This window comes from Candidatus Frankia alpina (genome assembly GCF_902806485.1).
In the GTDB taxonomy this organism is placed as follows: Bacteria; Actinomycetota; Actinomycetes; order Frankiales; family Frankiaceae; genus Frankia; species Frankia alpina.
Genome location: NZ_CADCWT010000090.1, coordinates 1 through 16,856, shown reverse-complemented (window position 1 = coordinate 16,856; position 16,856 = coordinate 1). Strand labels below are relative to the sequence as shown.

The window sequence follows — 16,856 nt, the reverse complement described above, 5'->3', positions numbered from 1 at the left end:
TCTTGACGGTCGGGGCGAGGACGGCGGCGAGGAGGCCGGGGAAGCAGACGTCGAGGTCTTCGTAGCGGATGGTGACGACGCGGCGGCGACCCTCGACCGTGGTCGTGGTCAGGCCGGCCTCGCGCAGCACGCGGTAGTGGTGGGAGACGGTCGGGGCGCTGACCTCGACCCCCTCGGCGATCACGGAGCAGTCGACCGGGCCGGTCCGGGAGTACATCGCCTGCATCAGCGTGAGTCGGACCGGGTCGGCCAGGGCGGCAAGGAGCGTTACCAGGTTGATCGAGTCACAGCTCGGCTGCGGGAGCTGTCGAGACACGGCGGGCTGCCCGGCTCAGCCTCTCAGCCGGTCACCCGGCCGGTCGCCCAGCCGGCCGGTTCGCCGACCACCTCGTCGACCGCCCAGCCGGTCGCTTCGCCGATCCCGATGCTTTGACACCCATCGAACGTACCCCTAGCCTCGCACTGTGACGATTCGACAAGCATCGAACGACGAGCGCCGGGGCGAGGACGGACTGCGCGGCTGGCAGCTCGGGGTGCTGGCGGCCGGCACGTTCACGCTGGGCGTCGACGGGTTCGTGCTCGCCGGCCTGCTGCCCGCGATTGCTGACGACCTGTCCGTGAGCGTGTCCACCGCCGGCCAGCTCACCACGATCTTCTCCATCGCCTACGCGGTCGGGTCGCCGGTGCTCGCGACCCTCACCGGCCGCTGGGACCGGCGCCTGCTGCTCGGCGGCGGGCTGGCCTTGTTTCTTCTCGGGATGGCCGGCCAGGCGCTCGCCCCCTCCTACGCCGTGATGGCCGCCGGTCGGGCCGCCGCGGCCCTCGGTGCCGCGGCGTTCCAGTCCAACGCCTACGTCATGGCCGGCATGCTCGCCGGCGGCGCGCGGCGCGGCCGCGCGCTGGTCGCGGTCACCGCGGGGACCTCGCTCTCGACGGTGCTCGGGGTTCCCTTCGGCGTCCTGGTCGGGCAGTGGTTCGGCTGGCGGGCGGTGCTGTGGGTCATCACGGCGCTCGCGGCGCTCACCGCGTTCTGCGTGCCCCTGCTGCCCCGGACCCACGTCCCGCCGACGAGCATGCGCATCCGGCTGGGCGTGCTGACCCGGCCCTCGGTGCTCATGGTTCTGCTCGCGACGGTCGCGGTGGTCGCGCCGCCGCTCCTGCTGATCTCCTATCTGCCGGTCGTCCTGGGCATGGCCAACACCGATGGCCGGCTCGTGGTGATGCTGCTCGCGTTCGGGCTGGGCAGCCTGACCGGAAACCGGCTGGTGGGACGCCTGGTCGACAGTCGCGGCGCGCTGGGAGCGCTGCTGGTCGCGGTCGCCGGGCTCGCCGGGTCGTTCGCCGTGCTGATACCGGCGCGCGAGGAGTACGGCGCGGCGCTGGCCGTCCTCCTCGCCGTCGGCGCCTTCCAGGGACTCTCGATCACGCCGCAGCAGCACCGGCTTTTCGTCGTCGCCCCGGACGTCGCCACCGTCGCCCTCGGGCTCAACGGATCAGCGATCTACCTCGGCAGCGCCCTCGGCGCCGCGCTCGGCGGCGTGACCCTCGACCTGGCCGGGGCGTCCACGATTCCGGCCACGGCCGCCGTACTCGCCGCAGCAGGACTCGCCCTCATCGCCACCACCGGCCCCGGAACGACGACCCCGAACCACCGCCACACCAGTGGCCACAACGCCGCCGACGGGCCCAACGCCAGCAGGACCAGCGCCCGGGCAGCCGGGACCGCAGGTGGGCTCAACCCCTTCCGCGGCCGCCGGGGCTGCAGCCGCATGCACCGCTCGCCAGCGTGAATCCGGACGGTGAGCAGGCTGTGGTCGACGCACACCGAGGACGGCTGTCGATTGCGCCTCCGGCCGGCCAGCTGCCCCGCTCGGGCCCGTGCGGCTGGCCGAGCTGACGCACTCCGGCGGCGTGGCGCCTTACATATTAGGTAAGGCAAAGCTTGCCATTTCATGCTGGGACCTGGGGTGACGCGCGGTGCGCGGGCCGACTGCGGCGGGCGCGCGTGCGGCGCTTCCGCACGAAATGTGACGGACGCCACGTCGCCGACTGGATGACGATCGACAGATGGCTAAAGTAAAGCCAACTTTATATTTAGGTGCAGTCGATTGTCACGCACGGTCCTGGCGCTGGTCGCGACGGTTCTCGTCGCTGGCGCCGCCGCTGCCTGTGGTTCCGATAGCGACGACAAGGCGCCCGCCGCCCCGGCCGCCACGCAGACCCTGTCCACCCCGGTCGCTGTCCGGCACGCATACGGCAGTACCACGATCAAAACCGTCCCGAAGCGGATCGTCACCCTCGACCTGCAGTGGACCGACGTGATGCTCGCGATGGGGGTCAAGCCGATCGCGTACGCGGTCGACCCGGGGATGCCGGCGGCCGGTGTCCCGTGGGAGAAGCTGCCCGCGGACGCCACGAAGATCCCGGCGACCGACGGGCTGCCGGTCGAGAAGATCCTCGCGATGCATCCGGACCTCGTTGTCGCGGCCTACGCGATCCGGGACGAGGAGACCTACAAGCTGCTCTCCGCCGGCGTGCCGACCATCGCCGGGCCGCCGAACGACCAGGTGCCGGCCTGGCAGGACCTCACCCGCACCACCGGGAAGATCTTCAACGACACCGCGAAGGCCGACCAGGTCATCTCCGCGGCCGACGCGCCGGTGGCGGCAGCGGCAGCGGCCAAGGAGCTACCCCAGCTCAAGGGCAAGTCGTTCACCCTGGCTCAGTACATCGTCGGCGATGCCATGTACGTCGTCGGCGACCCGAACGACGGCTCCAGCCGGTTCTTCGAACAGTTCGGCATGAAGATCTACCAGCCGGTACTCGACGAGGCCAAGCGCACCGGTACGACGAGGGTGAAGGTCAGCACCGAGCGCGCCGACCTGCTGGCCTTCCTCATCAACGGCGGCGACGCGAGCGACCTCAACGACGTCCCGGGCTTCGACCAGCTTCCGGGAACGGTGGCCGTCCTCGACTACGCGACGATCTCCAGCCTGAACACCCCGTCGCCACTGTCGATCCCGTACGCGCTCGATCGGCTGCGGCCGTACCTCGACAAGGCCGCGGGCAAGGTCGGAGCCTGAGCGATGGCCCCGACAGTGCCGCCGTCGGCGACGCCCGCCACGTCGGCCGATGTCACCGTCGCGGCCCCGCCGCCGGTGACGCCGGCCGGGGCGGACCGCTCACCCGACCCGTCAGCCCCGGCCCGCGCGGCCGGGGCGACGCCGGCGGTGTCACGGCGTCGAGGACGCCTGGTGCTCGGGCTCATCGGGCTCGTCGTCCTGCTGCTGGCGGTGTCGCTGCTCGCGGTCGGGGTCGGCGCGCGGCCTGTCGGCCTCGGCGACATCCTCGACGCGCTGCGCCACCAGCAGCCGGGCAACAGCGACCATGAGGTGGTCATCAACCGGATCCCGCGGCTGTCCGCCGGCCTGCTGGTCGGCGTGGCGCTGGGGCTGTCCGGCACGATCATGCAGGCGGTCACCCGCAACCCGCTGGCGGACCCGGGGCTGCTCGGGGTCAACGGCGGCGCGGCGTTCGCGGTCGTGTGCGCGATCAGCCTCGGCGGGATCGCCTCGGCCCTCGGCTATGTGTGGTTCGCGTTCGCCGGTGGGCTTGCCGTCGCCGTGCTCGTCTACGCGATCGGCGCGGTCGGTGGCGGAGGCGCGACGCCGGTCAAGCTCGCGCTCGCCGGCGCGGCCGTGCAGGCCGCGATGGCCTCGGCGACGACGGCCGTGCTGCTGGCCGACACCGCGACGTTCGACCAGTACAGGTTCTGGAGCGTCGGCTCGCTCGCCGGCCGGCGCTCGGAGGTGGTCGTCGAGCTGGCCCCGTTCGTCGCCGTCGTGGCGTTGCCCGCGCTGTGTACCGGGCGGCTGCTCAACGCGCTGACCCTCGGCGACGAGGTCGCGCGTGGGCTCGGGCAACGGGTGGGAGCGGCGCGCGCGGCCGTCAGCGGCCTGGCCGTCGTGCTGTGCGCCACCGCAACCTCCATCGCCGGGCCGATCTGGTTCATCGGCCTGCTCGCGCCGCACCTCGCCCGGCCCGTCACCGGGCCGGACCACCGCTGGATCCTCCCGTACGCGGCGCTGATCGCCCCGATCCTGCTACTCGGGTCGGACGTGCTCGGGCGGGTGCTCGCCCGGCCCGGTGAGCTGCAGGTGGGTGTCGTGCTGGCGTTCCTGGGCGGCCCGTTCCTCATCACCCTCGTCCGCCGCCAGCGGATGGCCGAGCTGCGAGCGCCCTGCCCTCCCAGGCCACCCCGGAGCTCGCGTCCACGGCACAGCGGGACGCGGCGGCGCGGGCGGCCGTCGTCCGGGCACGGCGGGTGCGCGACGCGCGCCAGGCGGGCGTGATACTCGCGCTGGCCGCGCTGTGCTTCTGCGTGCTGTGTGTCTCGCTCTCGCTGGGCGAGGTCGACATGCCCATGAGGACGAACAGCGGCAGGCTGACGTCCACGTAGCCGTCGTACCCGACACCCGGGTAGACGATCTTGGCGAAGCTTGCCGTCATCAGCAGCAGGAGGATCAAGGGGAAGAACGCCGCCAGCACGAAGGTCACGGGGTCACGCAGCGTCAGCCGCAGCGCGCGTCCGGCCATGACCAGACAGTCGCCCATCGGGGTGGGGCGAAGGAGCGCGGCGGTGTTCATGCGGCTCTCCCGATCGCCCTGCTCACGCCCAGCATGCCGAGGGCGGCCAGCCCGAGCAGCCACACTCCCGCGATGAGCAGCGGCCGCGCGAGGGCCGCGTCGTGCGCGATCAGCACCCGCAGCGCGTCGGCGACACGGCTCACCGGCTGCTGCTCGACGAGCGGGCGCAGCCACGAAGGGAACGCGGCGGCCGGCGTGAACGCGCTGGACAGCAGCATGAACGGGAAGTAGATCAGGTTCGTCGTGGTCGCCACGGCCTCCAGCCGCCGGATCGCGAGCCCCAGCGCGATGAAGCAGGTGACCAGCGCGGTGGCGAACGCCAGCATGACGACCGGGAAGCCGAGCGCCTTCCACGGTCCACCGTGGAACCGGAAGCCCAGCGCGGCACCGATCGCCAACAGCACGCCGAGCGAGAGCAGCGAGCGGGTGAGCTCGGCCGCGAGCAGCCCGAGCGCGGGCGCTGGCCGGCTGACGGACATGGTCCGCAGCCGGCACAGCGTGCCACCCAGCGCGTCCTCGGCGGCGAGGATGGCACTCGACATCCCGGTGAAGAACACCGCCTGGATGACGACGGCGGGCAGCAAATAGTCGATGTAGTCGATGCCCCCGCGCCGCATCACCCGGCTGAACACGGTGAAGAACAGCAGCGCAAACACCAGCGGCAGCACGATGGCGCTGATGATCGACGATGGGCGGCGGCTCATCAGGCGCAGGTGCCGCTCGGCGAGCACCGCGACGTCGGTGGCCAGCGCCGGCCGGGGCCGCGCGCCCGCGATTCCCCGCGGCGGCGGCCCCTGCAGGGTCACGGACGCGGCGGTAGCCGGGGTGGCCACGGTCACGAGGCCACCCCGGCGGCGGGCCGCGCGGGCTGCCCGGCGTCGCCGCCGGTCCGGGCGGTCTCCTCGTCGTCGGTCCGGGCGTCCGGGGTGACCGGATGCCCGGTCAGCGCCAGGAACACGTCGTCCAGGGTCGGACGGCGCAGGCCGAGGTCGTCGATCCGCGCGATGGGGAGCCCGCGGTGGCGTGCCTCGTCGAGCTCGCTTACCACGGCGACCAGCGTCTCGGGGCCGGTGGCGGGCAGGCTCACCCCGTTGGCCAGCAGGCTCACGGGGCCGAGGGACGCGAGCGCCTGGGAGACCAGCTGACGATCGGCGGGGTCGGCGACGGCGATGTGGCACACCGCGCCGCCGACGCGCCGCTTGAGCTGTTCGGCCGTGCCCTCGGCGACCACGCGGCCCCGGTCGATGATGGTGACGCGGTCGGCGAGCTCGTCCGCCTCCTCGAGGTACTGGGTGGTGAGCAGGATGGTGATCCCGCTCGCGCGCAGCCATCGGGATCGGGGAATGGCCGCGGCCGGCCTCGATGGCCGGGAGCGCGCCAGAGCATGCCGATCAGCGGTAGTCAGACGTCAGCGGCGGTCAGCGATCAGCGATCAGCGGTGGTCGGGAGTGCGGCCAGCGGCGATCCGTACGTCTCCTGCCCGGGGCGGGCCGGCACCAGCGTCGCGAAGGAGGAGAAGTCGAGCCCGGCGTTGCCGGCCCGGATGTTCTCCGTCAGCAGGTCGAGGACGCGCAGCGCCGAGCGCGGTGGGGCGCCGACCCGGTTGCCGTGCGCCCAGGCGAGATCGATGTCCTTGTGCATCAGGGCGGTCGTGAAGTCGGGCCGCCAGTCGTTGGACGCCGGACTGTGCGGCGCTACCCCGGGACTCGGGAATCGGGAGCGCACGACGAAGCTGTCGCCGGTGGAATGGCCGAGCGCGTCGTGCAGTGCCTGGGGGTCCACCCCAGAGCGATGAGCCAGCTCGGCGCACTCGGCGAGGGTGAGCAGCTGGGCGCACACCAGCACCTGGTTGCAGAGCTTGACGACCTGACCAGCGCCGACGTAGCCGGCGAGCACGACGTAGCCGGCGTAGGCGTCGATGACCGGCTGCACGGTCTCGAACACGCCCGCGCCGCCGCCGACCATGACGGCGAGCGTGCCGACCTCGGCGCCCTGCGGGCCGCCCGAGACCGGCGCGTCGAGGTAGTGGCCGCCCGCCTCGCGGACGAGCCGGCCCAGATCCATCTCCGTGTCGGGGCCGACGGTCGAATGGTCGACGATCGTGCGGCCGCGCACGACCGGGAGGCACGCCCCGACGACCGAGCGGACCGCCTCGTCGTCCGGCAGGCACAGGAAGGTGATCTCTGATCGCGCCACGACGTCGGCGGCGGTCGGCTGCGGCTCGGCTCCGAGGGCGGCAAGCTCGCGTACGGGCCCGGAGGACCGGGACGCGCACGCCAGCTCATGCCCCGCGGCCAGCAGTCGCCTGGCCATGGGTCGTCCCATCGTGCCGAGTCCGACGAACCCAGTCTTCACCGCACCTCCCATATCCATCCGAGGCGACTTAGGTTAACCTAACCAAACAAGATGGACCACCTCTTCCGGGTTGGTCACGTCGTTGCCCGCGTGCCTCGGCACTCGGGCCTCAGGTGCGGAGGGACCACACTCGATGGCCAGCCACAGCAGGTTAAAGAAGCCGGCGGAGCGGGAGATCCTCGGCGCGGAGGTCGTGAACGCCCGGCGGATCACCCCGCATGCCGTCCGGATCACCATCGGTGGCGAGGACCTGCGCCGGTTCCAACCGATGGGGTTCGACCAGTGGTTCCGGTTGTACATCCCTCGCGAGGGCCAGCAAGGGCTCCGCCGACCGGACCGGGCCGGCCTGTCGGGGTACGTGCAGTACCTGTCGATGTCGAAGGCCGCCCGGCCCGTGATGCGCAACTACACGGTGCGCGCCTTCCGGGCGGACTCGGCGGAGCTGGACATCGACGTGATGACCCACGACGGCGCAGTGGCATCGGCCTGGGCCGGGCACGCGCGTCCCGGCGACCCGGTGGCGATCCTCGATGAGGGGATCATGTACACCCCGTCGCCCGACGTCGAGTGGACCTTGCTCGTCTGCGACGAGAGCGGCCTGCCGGCCGTCGCGGGCATCTGTGACGCACGGGGCGAGGCGTTCCTCGAGGTACCCGCGCCCGACGATGGCCAGGAGATCGACGCGCCGGTGGGGGTACACCTGCACTGGCTCAGCCGCGACGACCCGCACGCCCGGCCGGGCGGCCTCGTGCGGGCCGCGGTCGCCGCGCTGGACCCGCCCAAGGGGCGTGCCTATGCGTTCGTCGTCGGCGAGTCGGTGATGGTCACCGGCCTGCGCCGGTTCCTCGTGACCGAGCGCGCCATGCCGAAGGAGGACATCTCCTTCTGCGGATACTGGCGCTACCCGGCAGCGCCGAACAGCGTGGCGTCTCCCGCGGCCTGAGCTGGCTCTCATGGTGCCGGCCCGGCCCGTCGTTCGCCCAGGCCCTGACCGAAGCCGGATGAACGCCGGCTGTCAACGGCGCGGCGCCGGGCCGCCACCGAACAGCGCCCTCATCACGTCGCGGGTGGTGATCGCTATGGGCCGCCACAGGGTGCGGCCGACCCAGCGGACGGGCTCGACCACGAGCGTTCTCCACACCGCCCGGCCGGCCCGCCCGATGGGTACCACGAGGGTGCGCCACAGCCATCCGACCGGCCGTACGACGAGGAGATGCAGCACCGCCGCAATGCCGCGGACGACAGCCGCGGCCGCCCGCCCGGCGAACCGCAGGGCATCGGCGACGACGCGGCCGACCAGGCGGCCCGCCGGCACGGCGAAGGTGCGCCACAGCCATCCGACCGGCCGTACGAGCAGGAGCTGCACCGCCGCCGCCAACGCCCGGCCCACCGGCCACAACACCCGCCGGTACAACCATTGCAGCGGTAGCACGACGAGGTAGGTCAGCAGGAACGTCAACGGGATCAGCAGGAGATAGCGGCACAGGAACCTAATGGCGATCCCGGTCGGTCGCAGCGCCCAACGCCACAGGAATCGGCCGACGGGGACAAGGAGCCAGTCCCAGACAAGCAGCTTCAGCCCGAGGATCACCGGCCTGAGCAGCCAGTCCCAGAGCAGGCGACGTAGCCCTCGCACGAGGATGCGCAGCAGTTCCCACAGCAGGCGCAGCGGGACCACCACCACCAGAGCGATCAACCGCGCCGGCCACCGCACAATCTCGTACAGGCAGCCACCGCCGGGCTCGGCGGGCCGGGCGGGTCCGGTGGGCGGGTGAACTCCGGTGGGCGCGGGGAATCCGGTGGGCGCAGGGCGACCCGGACGGTCGTGCCCTCCCGGGCCGCCGCTGACCGGCGGCGCCTGCCGTCCGCTCCAGTTCTCCGACATGTTGTTCCCCTCGGGGGCCATGTTGACGGCGGCTCCTGCGTCCGACGCGGAGGTCGTCCGGGTTGGCGCGCCGGCCGATTTTACCGACGCCGACCGGGCCGGTGGAGGCCGGCCCGACTTCATGGACAGCAGCGCCGGCCTCTGCCGCGGGTTGACCACGGCCTCCCACTCGGGCGGGTCGGCGCGGACCTTCCCCGGTGATGACGGTCGGCCGCGCGCGGTCGCCGACGGAGATCTTGCCCGGGTCGCGGGCGACGACGGTGCCGGCACAGCCGGGCCGCGTCGGCCAGCAGCGGGGTGAAACGCTGCCCCCACCGATAGATCGTGACGTGGTCGACCTCGACGCCGCGTTCGGCGAGCAGCTCCTCGACATCCCGGTAGGACAGGGCGAACCGCAGGTACCAGCGGACCGCCAACACGATCACCTCCGGCGGGAACCGGAACCCGGCGAACTCCGACAGCGGCGAAGCCCTGTGGGACGCCGATCCGTTCGTGGTGGTGGTGGGCCCGATGGTGCAGCACGACGGAGCGGGTCCGGTGTTCGGGCAGGACTTCTTGTGGGCGTTGTCGGTCAGCCGGAGCTGGTGCGGGCCCCGGTAAGGGTCGGTTGCCGGGAGGTGATCCGGTAGCGGCCGGGAGGTTGGGCGCGGGCGCGGGCGCGGCTGAAGGCGTACACGGAGGTGTACGTCGGGGCCCGGACTCCGGCGTCGGTGGAGTCGGGGTCGATCCCGGGCATCCGGGCGCAGATGGACGTGCAGTACTTCGGCACCTTGGAGGTGACGCGGGCGTTCGCGCCGCAGCTGGCGGCGGCCGGGACCGGTGCCGTGGTCAACATCCTGTCCGCGGCGTCCTGGTCCAGTGCGCCGGCCATCGCACCGTACGCGGCGTTCGCCGCGAAGATCACGCTGGACGGTGTGCAGGCCGGGGCGTTCGAGATCCTGGTGGACGAGACCAGCGTGCAGTTGCTGGCCGGGCTGTCCGGTGGGGTGGCGGCGATCTATCCGGAGTTGGCCAAGCGGGTCTGATCGACCGGGCTGCGAACTCCGTCCCGGGCCGGGCCAACGCGCGGTACGTCCAGGATCTGATGGACGGCGAGCGAGACGTCGAGGTCTCCGGCGAGAACCGCGAGGAGACATCTGACCGCGTGCCGATTGGTGGCGGCATCACGGCGCCATCGCCGCCCGTCCCACCGGCGGCCGGCCGCAGGCACGCGTGGGGGGTGGCAAACAGGCGACAAGCGTCCCGCGCGCGGAGATCCGTTGTGTCATGGTGTGGTCCGCTCTCGGTGGGTACCGGCGGCAAGTGGGCGCGACATCGCGCGGGTCAGCGTGCGCCGGGCATGGACGACGTGGTGCTGGGGACGCGATCGAGGAGGGGACATGCCGGCAGTCGACCGTGACAGCATCATCGCCACGCTGCCCGACTACACCGTCGGTCGGGAACTTGGGATGGGCGGGTACGGCCGGGTGCTCGCCGGGCATCACCATCCGCTCAACCGCGACGTCGCCATCAAGATCCTCTCGCTGCGGGCGGCCCACGGGGAGAGCGCAACGGAGGACTTCCGCACCGAGGGCCGCCTGCTGAGCCGGCTTGACCATCCGCACATCGCCCGGGTCTATGACTTCGTCTCGCGCGGCGACGTCCGCCTGCTGGTGATGGAGCTGCTCTCCGGCGGCAGCCTGACCCGCCAGCACCTGTCCGGGCCCGACGCCTGCGCGGTCGGCCTCGCCGTCGCGGACGCGCTCGTGCAGGCGCACGGGCTCGGCGTGCTGCACCGGGACATCAAGCCGGACAACATCCTGTTCACCACCGCCAGCCAGCCCAAGCTGACCGACTTCGGTATCGCCAGGATGTTCGACGACCCGGCGACCGTCGCCCGCGGCGTCATCGGCACCCCCGGTACATGGCCCCCGAGCAGATCCGCGAGGCCGCGCTCGGCCCGGCGACCGACCTGTACGCCCTCGGCGTGACCCTGTACGAGCTGATGACCGGCGGCCTGCTGTTCCCGCCGGAGCTGTCGGTCCCGGAGCTGTTCCGCCACCACTGCGAGGTGCCGGCGCCGGTTCCCGTCGCCGTGCCCGAGCCGATCGGCCGGGTGGTGCTGCGCGCCCTGGCGAAGGATCCGGCGGCCCGGCCCCCGTCCGCCCGCGCCTTCGCCGCCGACCTCGCCGCCGCCGCCCGGGTCGTGTACGGGCCCGGCTGGCTGCACCGCGCCGGCGTCATCGTTCGGATCATCGAGGACGTCGGGGATCCCCCGCGACGGCGACCGCCGCGGGGCCCGCGACCACCGTGGCGGCCGGGGTCACGGCGGATGCCGAACTGACCCGGCGGGTGGGGACACCGATGCCGGCGTACGGCCCGGGTGGGTCGGCGGTGGTGCCCTGGTACGGGGCCGAGTCGGGTGACGGCTGCGACCTCGGCCCGACAGGCGTCCTGGCATCTCCTCCCCAGCCGGGCGGTGCGGGCCCGGGCGATGCGGGAGCCGACGGTTCGGAATCCGGTGGTTCGGAGTCCGGTGGTTCGGAGTCCGACGGGTCGGCGGGCGAGGTGTCCCGCGCCGGCACGCCGACGCGCGTACGCCGCCGATGGCGCCGGTCGGCGGCGGCCGCCACCGGCGTGCTGGCCTTGGCCGCGGCGACGAGCCTCTATCTGACCTGGGGCGATTCCTCGTCGTCGGTGTCGCGGCCGACGGTCTCCGGACCACTCCCGACGCCAAGATCACCGCAGGTCAGCAGCGATCCGGGAGCCCGGATCCTGCCGGTTGCCGGCACCGGGGCCAAGGGCAGCCCCGTCGACGGCGCGCTCGCGCTGCAGACCAGTCTCGGTGATCCGTTCGGCCTCACCGCCGACACGTTCGGCAACCTGTACTTCGCCGACTTCGGCAGCAGCCGGGTGATGCGGATCAACGCCGCCGGGGTCATCACGACCGTCGCCGGCACCGGCGTCGCGGGGTTCTCCGGTGACGGCGGCCCGGCCGTCACCGCCGAACTCAACCAGCCAGCGGGGATCGCGCTGGACAACCGCGGCGTCCTCTACATCGCCGACACGTTCAACCCCCGCATCCGCCGGGTCGACCCGCGGGGGATCATCACCACCGTCGCCGGGATCAAGGACCACTTCGTCGTCGGCGACCCCGTCGGCTACTCCGGCGCCGGCGACGGCGGCCCGGCGATCGAGGCCCCGTTGTCCTACCCGACCGCGGTCGCCACGGACGACGCCGGTGATCTGTTCATCGCCGACCAGGGCGAGAACCGGATCCGCAAGGTCGACGCCCACGGCATCATCAGCACCTTCGCCGGGTCCAGCGGCCGGGGTTCGTTCGGCGACGGCGGCCCGGCGACGGAGGCCCTGCTCGACCTCCCGTTCGGCGTCGCCGCGGACGCCGCGGGCGACGTCTACATCGCCGACAACTCCCGCATCCGCCGGGTCGACACCCACGGCATCATCACCACCCTCGCCGGCTCCGCCCGCTCCGGCTCCGCCCGCTCCGGCTCCGCCCGCTCCGGCTCCGCCGGGGACGGCGGCCCGGCGGGCAACGCCGAGCTGGACCGGCCGGACGGCGCTGTCGGCGTCGACCACGAGGGCAACGTGTTCTTCTCCGACCGGGCCACCAGGCGGGTCCGGGTGGTGGTGCCGTCGCATCACCTCCCCTCGACGCCCGCGTCCACGAGAGGGTGAACAGCCCGTGCCAGTGATCGACCGTGACCGTGTGATCGCCGCCCTGCCCGGCTACACGGTGGGAGAGGAGCTGGGTTCCGGCGGCTACGGGCTGGTCCTCGCCGGCCGGCATCTGGACCTCGGCCGCGACGTCGCCGTCAAGGTGCTGTCGACCGCCGCCGGCGGCGCCGGCCGGCCCGACGCGGCCGCCGGGTTTCGCACCGAGGCCCGGCTGCTGGGCCGGCTCGAACATCCGCACATCGTGCAGATCTACGACTACGTCGACCACGGCGACCTCTGCCGGCTGGTGATGGAGCTGCTCTCCGGTGGCACCCTCACCCGCGCAGCTCGGCCAGCAGTCCGCCTGCGCCGTCGCCCTGGCCGTCGCCGACGGGCTCGTCGCCGCCCACGAGGCCGGGGTGCTGCACCGGGACGTGAAACCGGACAACGTCCTGTTCACCGTGACCGGTCAGCCGAAGCTCACCGACTTTGGCATCGCGAAGATCTTCGATGGCACCGCATCCACCGCCAGCCGGGTGGTGGGCACCGGCCGGTACATGGCCCCCGAGCAGATCCTCGGCGGGCGGCTGAGCCCCGCGACCGACCTGTACTCGCTCGGGGTGCTGCTCTACGAGCAGCTCACCGGGGGGCCGATGTACGGCCCGGGGCTGTCCATCACCGACCTGTTCCGCCACCACCGCGAGGTCATGCCGGCACCGCCGCCGGGGGTGCCCGAACCGGTTGCCCGGGTGGTGATGCGGGCGCTGGCCAAACAGCCGCAGCAGCGCCAGCCGAACGCCCGGGTCTTCGGCCACGCGCTCGCGCTGGCCGCGCTCCAGGCGTATGGCCGGGACTGGGCCGCCGGCACCGGGATCGTCCTGCACCTGTCCGACGAGCTGCGCGAGCCGACCCGGCATCGTCCACGCCGGTCCCGGATCCCCGCCGGCGCCGGCGGGACCGGGGTCGACTGGTGGGGCTCGGACACACCGTCGCCGGCCGCGCCGGCGGGTCTGGCTCCCGGCCGCCGTCGTCGTCGTGCTGGCCGCCGCCGGCGGGATCACGTTCGCGGCCACCGGCGGCTCCGGAGCCGAACCGCTGCCGACCTGGGTACCGAGGACGCTGGCAGTCGGGCAGATCGGGGGGGCCGTCGGCACGGGAAACGACGGGTTCTCCGGCGACGGCGGCTCGGCCGCCGGCGCCGGGCTGAACAAGCCGGACGCGATGGCCGTCGACGCCGCCGGCAACCTCTACATCGTCGACCAGAGCAACCAGCGGGTCCGCCGGGTCGACCGCGACGGCGTCATCACGACCGTGGCCGGCAACGGCATCAAGGGGTTCACCGGCGACGGCGGTCCGGCCATCCGGGCGGAGCTCGCCGATCCCGCGGGCATCGCCGTCGACGCCGCCGGCGACATCTACATCTCCGACCAGGGCAACCAGCGGGTCCGGCGGGTGAACCCGGCCGGAGTGATCACCACCTTCGCCGGCACCGGGGCACCCGGGTTCTCCGGGGAGAACGACCCGAAGATCGGGGGATTCTCCGGCGACGGTGTGCTCGCCCGGCAGGCCAAGCTCGACGAGCCGAACGCGTTGTGGGTCGACCGGGCCGGCAACGTGTACATCTGCGATGGCTCGAACGACCGGATCCGGAAGGTCGACACCGCCGGGGTCATCTCGACGGTCGTCGGTTCCGGCGGAGAGGGGTTCGGCGGCGACGGCGGCCCTGCGACCGCCGCCCGGCTGCAATGGCCCGAGAGCCTCGCGGTGGACGCCGCGGGCACCATGTACGTGGTTGACCAGGGTAGCAACCGGGTGCGTCGGATCGACACCCACGGGATCATCACCACCGTCGCCGGCACCGGCGCCATGGGGTTCTCCGGCGACGGCGGACCGGCCACCAGGGCGGCGATCCACACGATCGGCGCGGGGGTGACGCTCGACGACACTGGCAACATCTACCTGGCGGACCCCCAGGTCAGCCGGATCCGGCGGATCGACACCCACGGCATCATCACGACCATCGCCGGTACCGGGGTGGATGGCACCGCGGGGAACGGCCAGCGGGCCCTCGACGCCGCACTCGAGTATCCCTCGAACCTCCTGTTCTACAGGGGATATCTGTTGGTGTCCGAGGTGAACGGCTCGCGGATCCTGGCCATCGCGCTGGGGCCGGCATCCCAGGTGGCCCACCGCCGATGAGCGTCCGGCGCCGGGCGGCGGGGAAGGGTAAGGGGGGCCGGTGGTAGCCGTCGACCGCGACCGGGTACGGGCCGCACTGCCCGGTTACACCATCGGCGGCCAGCTCGGCACCGGCAGTTCGGGGCTGGTGCTGGCCGGGCACCACCGGGACCTCGACCGGCCGGTCGCGATCAAGGTGCTGTCCACGGCCGCCACCGACCCGGCGGCGGTGGACGTCTTCCGCGCCGAGGCCCAGATGTTGGGCCGGCTGGACCATCCGCACATCGTCCGCATCCACGACTTCGTCATCCGAGACGACCTGTGCCTGCTGGTGATGGAGCTGCTGCCCGGTGGGCCGGTGGACCGGCGCCGGCTCAGCCCGCCGGCGGCGTGCGCGGTGGGGCTCGCGGTGGCCCACGCGCTGTCACAGGCCCACCGGTTCGGCATTGCGCACCGTGACGCGAAACCGGCCAACATCCTGTTCACCGGCTCCGGCCTGCCGAAGCTCACCGACTTCGGCATCGCGAAGATCCTCGAGGGGACGGCCGGCGAGGCCAGCCGGCTTGCCGGCACTCCCCGCTACATGGCCCCCGAACAGATCCGTCGCGGCTGGCTCAGCCCCGCCACCGACGTCTACGGGCTCGGCGTGGTGCTCGCTGCTGCGCGGCGAGTCGATGTTCCCCCGCGACCTGCCGGTATCCGAGCTGTTCCGCTGACATCTGGAGGTCGAGCCGCCACCGCTGCCCGCCGTCCCGCCGGTCCTCGGTGAGGTGGTGGCGCGGGTGCTGGCCAAGGATCCCGCCGCGCGCCACCCGACCGGCCTGGACCTCGCCCGCGAGCTGGCTGTGGCGGCCGGCGCCGCATTCGGCCCGCGGTGGCTGCACGGCTGCGGCGTCACCGTGCGGGTCGTCGACGATCTCGCGGAGGAGCCGCCGCCCCGGGCTGACCGGGACCTGGCCGGCCCGACCTCTCTCCCGACCGCGGTTCCGACCGCGGTTCCGACGTCGGCCTCGGATCGGTCCCCCCTGGCCGGGCCGTCGTCCGGCTCCGTGCCGCTCGGCGTGGTAATGCCCGGGGCCTTCCGGCCGGGTGGGTTCCGGCCCGGTGGGGCCGATGCCGCCGCCCCGGTCACGCCGCCGCCCGCAGTGCGGCTCGTCAGGTGGCAGCGGCGGCGCCGGCTGGCGGTCACCATTGCGGCCACGGCCGCCACCATGGTCCTGGGCCTGATCGCGTATCTCGTCATCCCGGGTGGCTCCGCGTCGTCACCGCGTTCGGGGACGACGATCACCGCGGCGGTCGGCGACGCCGGTGTCACGCCCCCGGGCCCGGACGGCGTGGCCGCCATCAACGAGTTCAAGGACCTGACAGTGGACACGGCCGGCGACGTGTACCTGGCCGATCAGGCCGATCCGCGGATCCGCCGGATCGACCGGCGGGGTTACGTGAGCACTGTCGCCGGCAGCGGCGAGACCGGTACCTCCGGCGACGGCGGTCCGGCCCTGCAGGCAGCCTTCCAACAGCCCGGCAGCGTGGCGGTCGATGCCGCCGGAAACATCTACATCTCGGATGAGAGCAACCGCGTCCGCCGAGTGGACACCCACGGGACCGTCACCACGATCGTCGGCACCGGTGATGACGCCGACACCGGCGACGGTGGTCCGGCCATCCAGGCCGCGCTGAACTTCACGACCACCGAGAACCTCAGCGTCGACGTCGCCGGCAACCTGTACATCTGCGTGCTGGACGGACTCCGCCGGGTCGATCGGGCCGGGATCATCACCACGCTGATCAAACGTGGTACCGGGCTCTCGCCAAGCCCGTCCGGCGACGGCGGTCCGGCGAGCGCCGGCCGGCTGCAGGCCGCCTCCGCAGCCGTCGCGGACCGTTCCGGCGACCTCTACATCGCCGACTCGGAAGCCAACCGGATCCGCCGCATCGACTCCCGGAGCATCGTCACGACGGTCGCCGGTACCGGGGCCAAGGGATTCTCCGGCGACGGTGGCCCGGCCACCCGCGCGATGCTGAACAACCCAACCGGAGTGGCGGTGGACCGGGTCGGAAACCTCTACATCGCGGTCACTGAGCCTTTCCCGGTAGCGTTTTGTCGCTTTGCGTGACATCAATGTGGTGTTGG

General features: G+C 72.7%; 14 protein-coding genes and 3 pseudogenes. 11 read left to right on the top strand and 6 right to left on the bottom strand.

Annotated elements, in window-relative coordinates:
- A partial coding sequence (locus G6R25_RS11905; RefSeq protein WP_163553020.1) for an ArsR/SmtB family transcription factor occupies positions 1–316 on the bottom strand: 316 nt, incomplete at its 3' end.
- 148 nt (positions 317–464) lie between these two features.
- Here G6R25_RS11905 and G6R25_RS11900 point away from each other — a divergent pair.
- From G6R25_RS11900 to G6R25_RS11890, 3 genes are all read left to right on the top strand, one after another.
- Complete coding sequence (locus G6R25_RS11900; protein WP_235948178.1) at positions 465–1,790, top strand: MFS transporter; 1,326 nt, start codon at positions 465–467, stop codon at positions 1,788–1,790.
- A 318-nt stretch (positions 1,791–2,108) separates the two neighbouring features.
- Positions 2,109–3,083, top strand: coding sequence for an ABC transporter substrate-binding protein (locus G6R25_RS11895; protein ID WP_163553019.1), 975 nt, complete (start codon positions 2,109–2,111; stop codon positions 3,081–3,083).
- A gap of 3 nt (positions 3,084–3,086) precedes the next feature.
- On the top strand, positions 3,087–4,352 hold the full coding sequence (locus G6R25_RS11890; protein WP_163553018.1) for a FecCD family ABC transporter permease: 1,266 nt from the start codon (positions 3,087–3,089) through the stop codon (positions 4,350–4,352).
- Between the two features lie 291 nt (positions 4,353–4,643).
- On the opposite strand, the gene G6R25_RS11885 is transcribed toward G6R25_RS11890, so the two are convergent.
- The 3 genes from G6R25_RS11885 to G6R25_RS11875 form a co-directional block, all read right to left on the bottom strand.
- A complete protein-coding gene (locus G6R25_RS11885; protein ID WP_136449706.1) occupies positions 4,644–5,486 on the bottom strand; it encodes an ABC transporter permease in 843 nt (280 codons plus the stop codon).
- Positions 5,483–5,878: an ATP-binding cassette domain-containing protein gene (locus G6R25_RS11880; protein ID WP_205447068.1), complete on the bottom strand. Its 396-nt coding sequence runs from the start codon at positions 5,876–5,878 to the stop codon at positions 5,483–5,485. The genes G6R25_RS11885 and G6R25_RS11880 overlap by 4 nt, the downstream gene beginning before the upstream one ends.
- A 194-nt stretch (positions 5,879–6,072) precedes the next feature.
- Complete coding sequence (locus G6R25_RS11875; protein ID WP_161983078.1) at positions 6,073–7,002, bottom strand: NAD(P)-dependent oxidoreductase; 930 nt, start codon at positions 7,000–7,002, stop codon at positions 6,073–6,075.
- Positions 7,003–7,135: 133 nt separating this feature from the next.
- Here G6R25_RS11875 and G6R25_RS11870 point away from each other — a divergent pair, with 133 nt between their 5' ends.
- Entirely contained in the window at positions 7,136–7,945 is an 810-nt protein-coding gene (locus G6R25_RS11870; protein WP_136449142.1) for a siderophore-interacting protein, read from the top strand.
- A gap of 72 nt (positions 7,946–8,017) precedes the next feature.
- On the opposite strand, the gene G6R25_RS11865 is transcribed toward G6R25_RS11870, so the two are convergent.
- Both G6R25_RS11865 and G6R25_RS11860 read right to left on the bottom strand, forming a co-directional pair.
- Positions 8,018–8,908 carry a hypothetical protein gene (locus tag G6R25_RS11865; protein ID WP_235948176.1) on the bottom strand — a complete coding sequence of 297 codons (891 nt, stop codon included), beginning with the start codon at positions 8,906–8,908 and terminating at the stop codon, positions 8,018–8,020.
- Positions 8,909–9,144: 236 nt separating this feature from the next.
- Positions 9,145–9,348: pseudogene (locus tag G6R25_RS11860) on the bottom strand (IS6 family transposase); the annotation flags it as partial.
- 219 nt (positions 9,349–9,567) lie between these two features.
- Between G6R25_RS11860 and G6R25_RS11855 the strand changes: the two are divergent.
- The 7 genes and pseudogenes from G6R25_RS11855 (at position 9,568) to G6R25_RS11830 (ending at position 16,839) form a co-directional block, all read left to right on the top strand.
- A complete protein-coding gene (locus G6R25_RS11855; RefSeq protein ID WP_163553017.1) occupies positions 9,568–9,912 on the top strand; it encodes an SDR family NAD(P)-dependent oxidoreductase in 345 nt (114 codons plus the stop codon).
- A gap of 354 nt (positions 9,913–10,266) precedes the next feature.
- A pseudogene (locus G6R25_RS30390) lies at positions 10,267–11,210 on the top strand (serine/threonine-protein kinase).
- 20 nt (positions 11,211–11,230) lie between these two features.
- Positions 11,231–12,565: an NHL domain-containing protein gene (locus G6R25_RS11845; RefSeq protein ID WP_163553016.1), complete on the top strand. Its 1,335-nt coding sequence runs from the start codon at positions 11,231–11,233 to the stop codon at positions 12,563–12,565.
- A gap of 7 nt (positions 12,566–12,572) precedes the next feature.
- Positions 12,573–13,275 (top strand): annotated as a pseudogene (locus G6R25_RS26910) (serine/threonine-protein kinase); the annotation flags it as partial.
- Between the two features lie 304 nt (positions 13,276–13,579).
- Positions 13,580–14,743, top strand: a complete 1,164-nt coding sequence (locus G6R25_RS26905) for an NHL domain-containing protein (RefSeq protein WP_235948167.1) — start codon at positions 13,580–13,582, stop codon at positions 14,741–14,743.
- Between the two features lie 40 nt (positions 14,744–14,783).
- Positions 14,784–15,491, top strand: a complete 708-nt coding sequence (locus tag G6R25_RS11835) for a serine/threonine-protein kinase (protein WP_163553015.1) — start codon at positions 14,784–14,786, stop codon at positions 15,489–15,491.
- A gap of 13 nt (positions 15,492–15,504) precedes the next feature.
- Complete coding sequence (locus G6R25_RS11830) at positions 15,505–16,839, top strand: NHL domain-containing protein (protein ID WP_163553014.1); 1,335 nt, start codon at positions 15,505–15,507, stop codon at positions 16,837–16,839.
- Positions 16,840–16,856 lie beyond the last annotated feature (17 nt).

Excerpts from the sequence above, each read along its gene's own strand:
- G6R25_RS11865 (WP_235948176.1), bottom strand. The coding sequence starts at position 8,908 with ATGGCCCCCGAGGGGAACAACATGTCGGAGAACTGGAGCGGACGGCAG.
- G6R25_RS11870 (WP_136449142.1), top strand. The coding sequence starts at position 7,136 with ATGGCCAGCCACAGCAGGTTAAAGAAGCCGGCGGAGCGGGAGATCCTC.
- G6R25_RS11890 (WP_163553018.1), top strand. The coding sequence starts at position 3,087 with ATGGCCCCGACAGTGCCGCCGTCGGCGACGCCCGCCACGTCGGCCGAT.
- G6R25_RS11845 (WP_163553016.1), top strand. The coding sequence starts at position 11,231 with ATGCCGGCGTACGGCCCGGGTGGGTCGGCGGTGGTGCCCTGGTACGGG.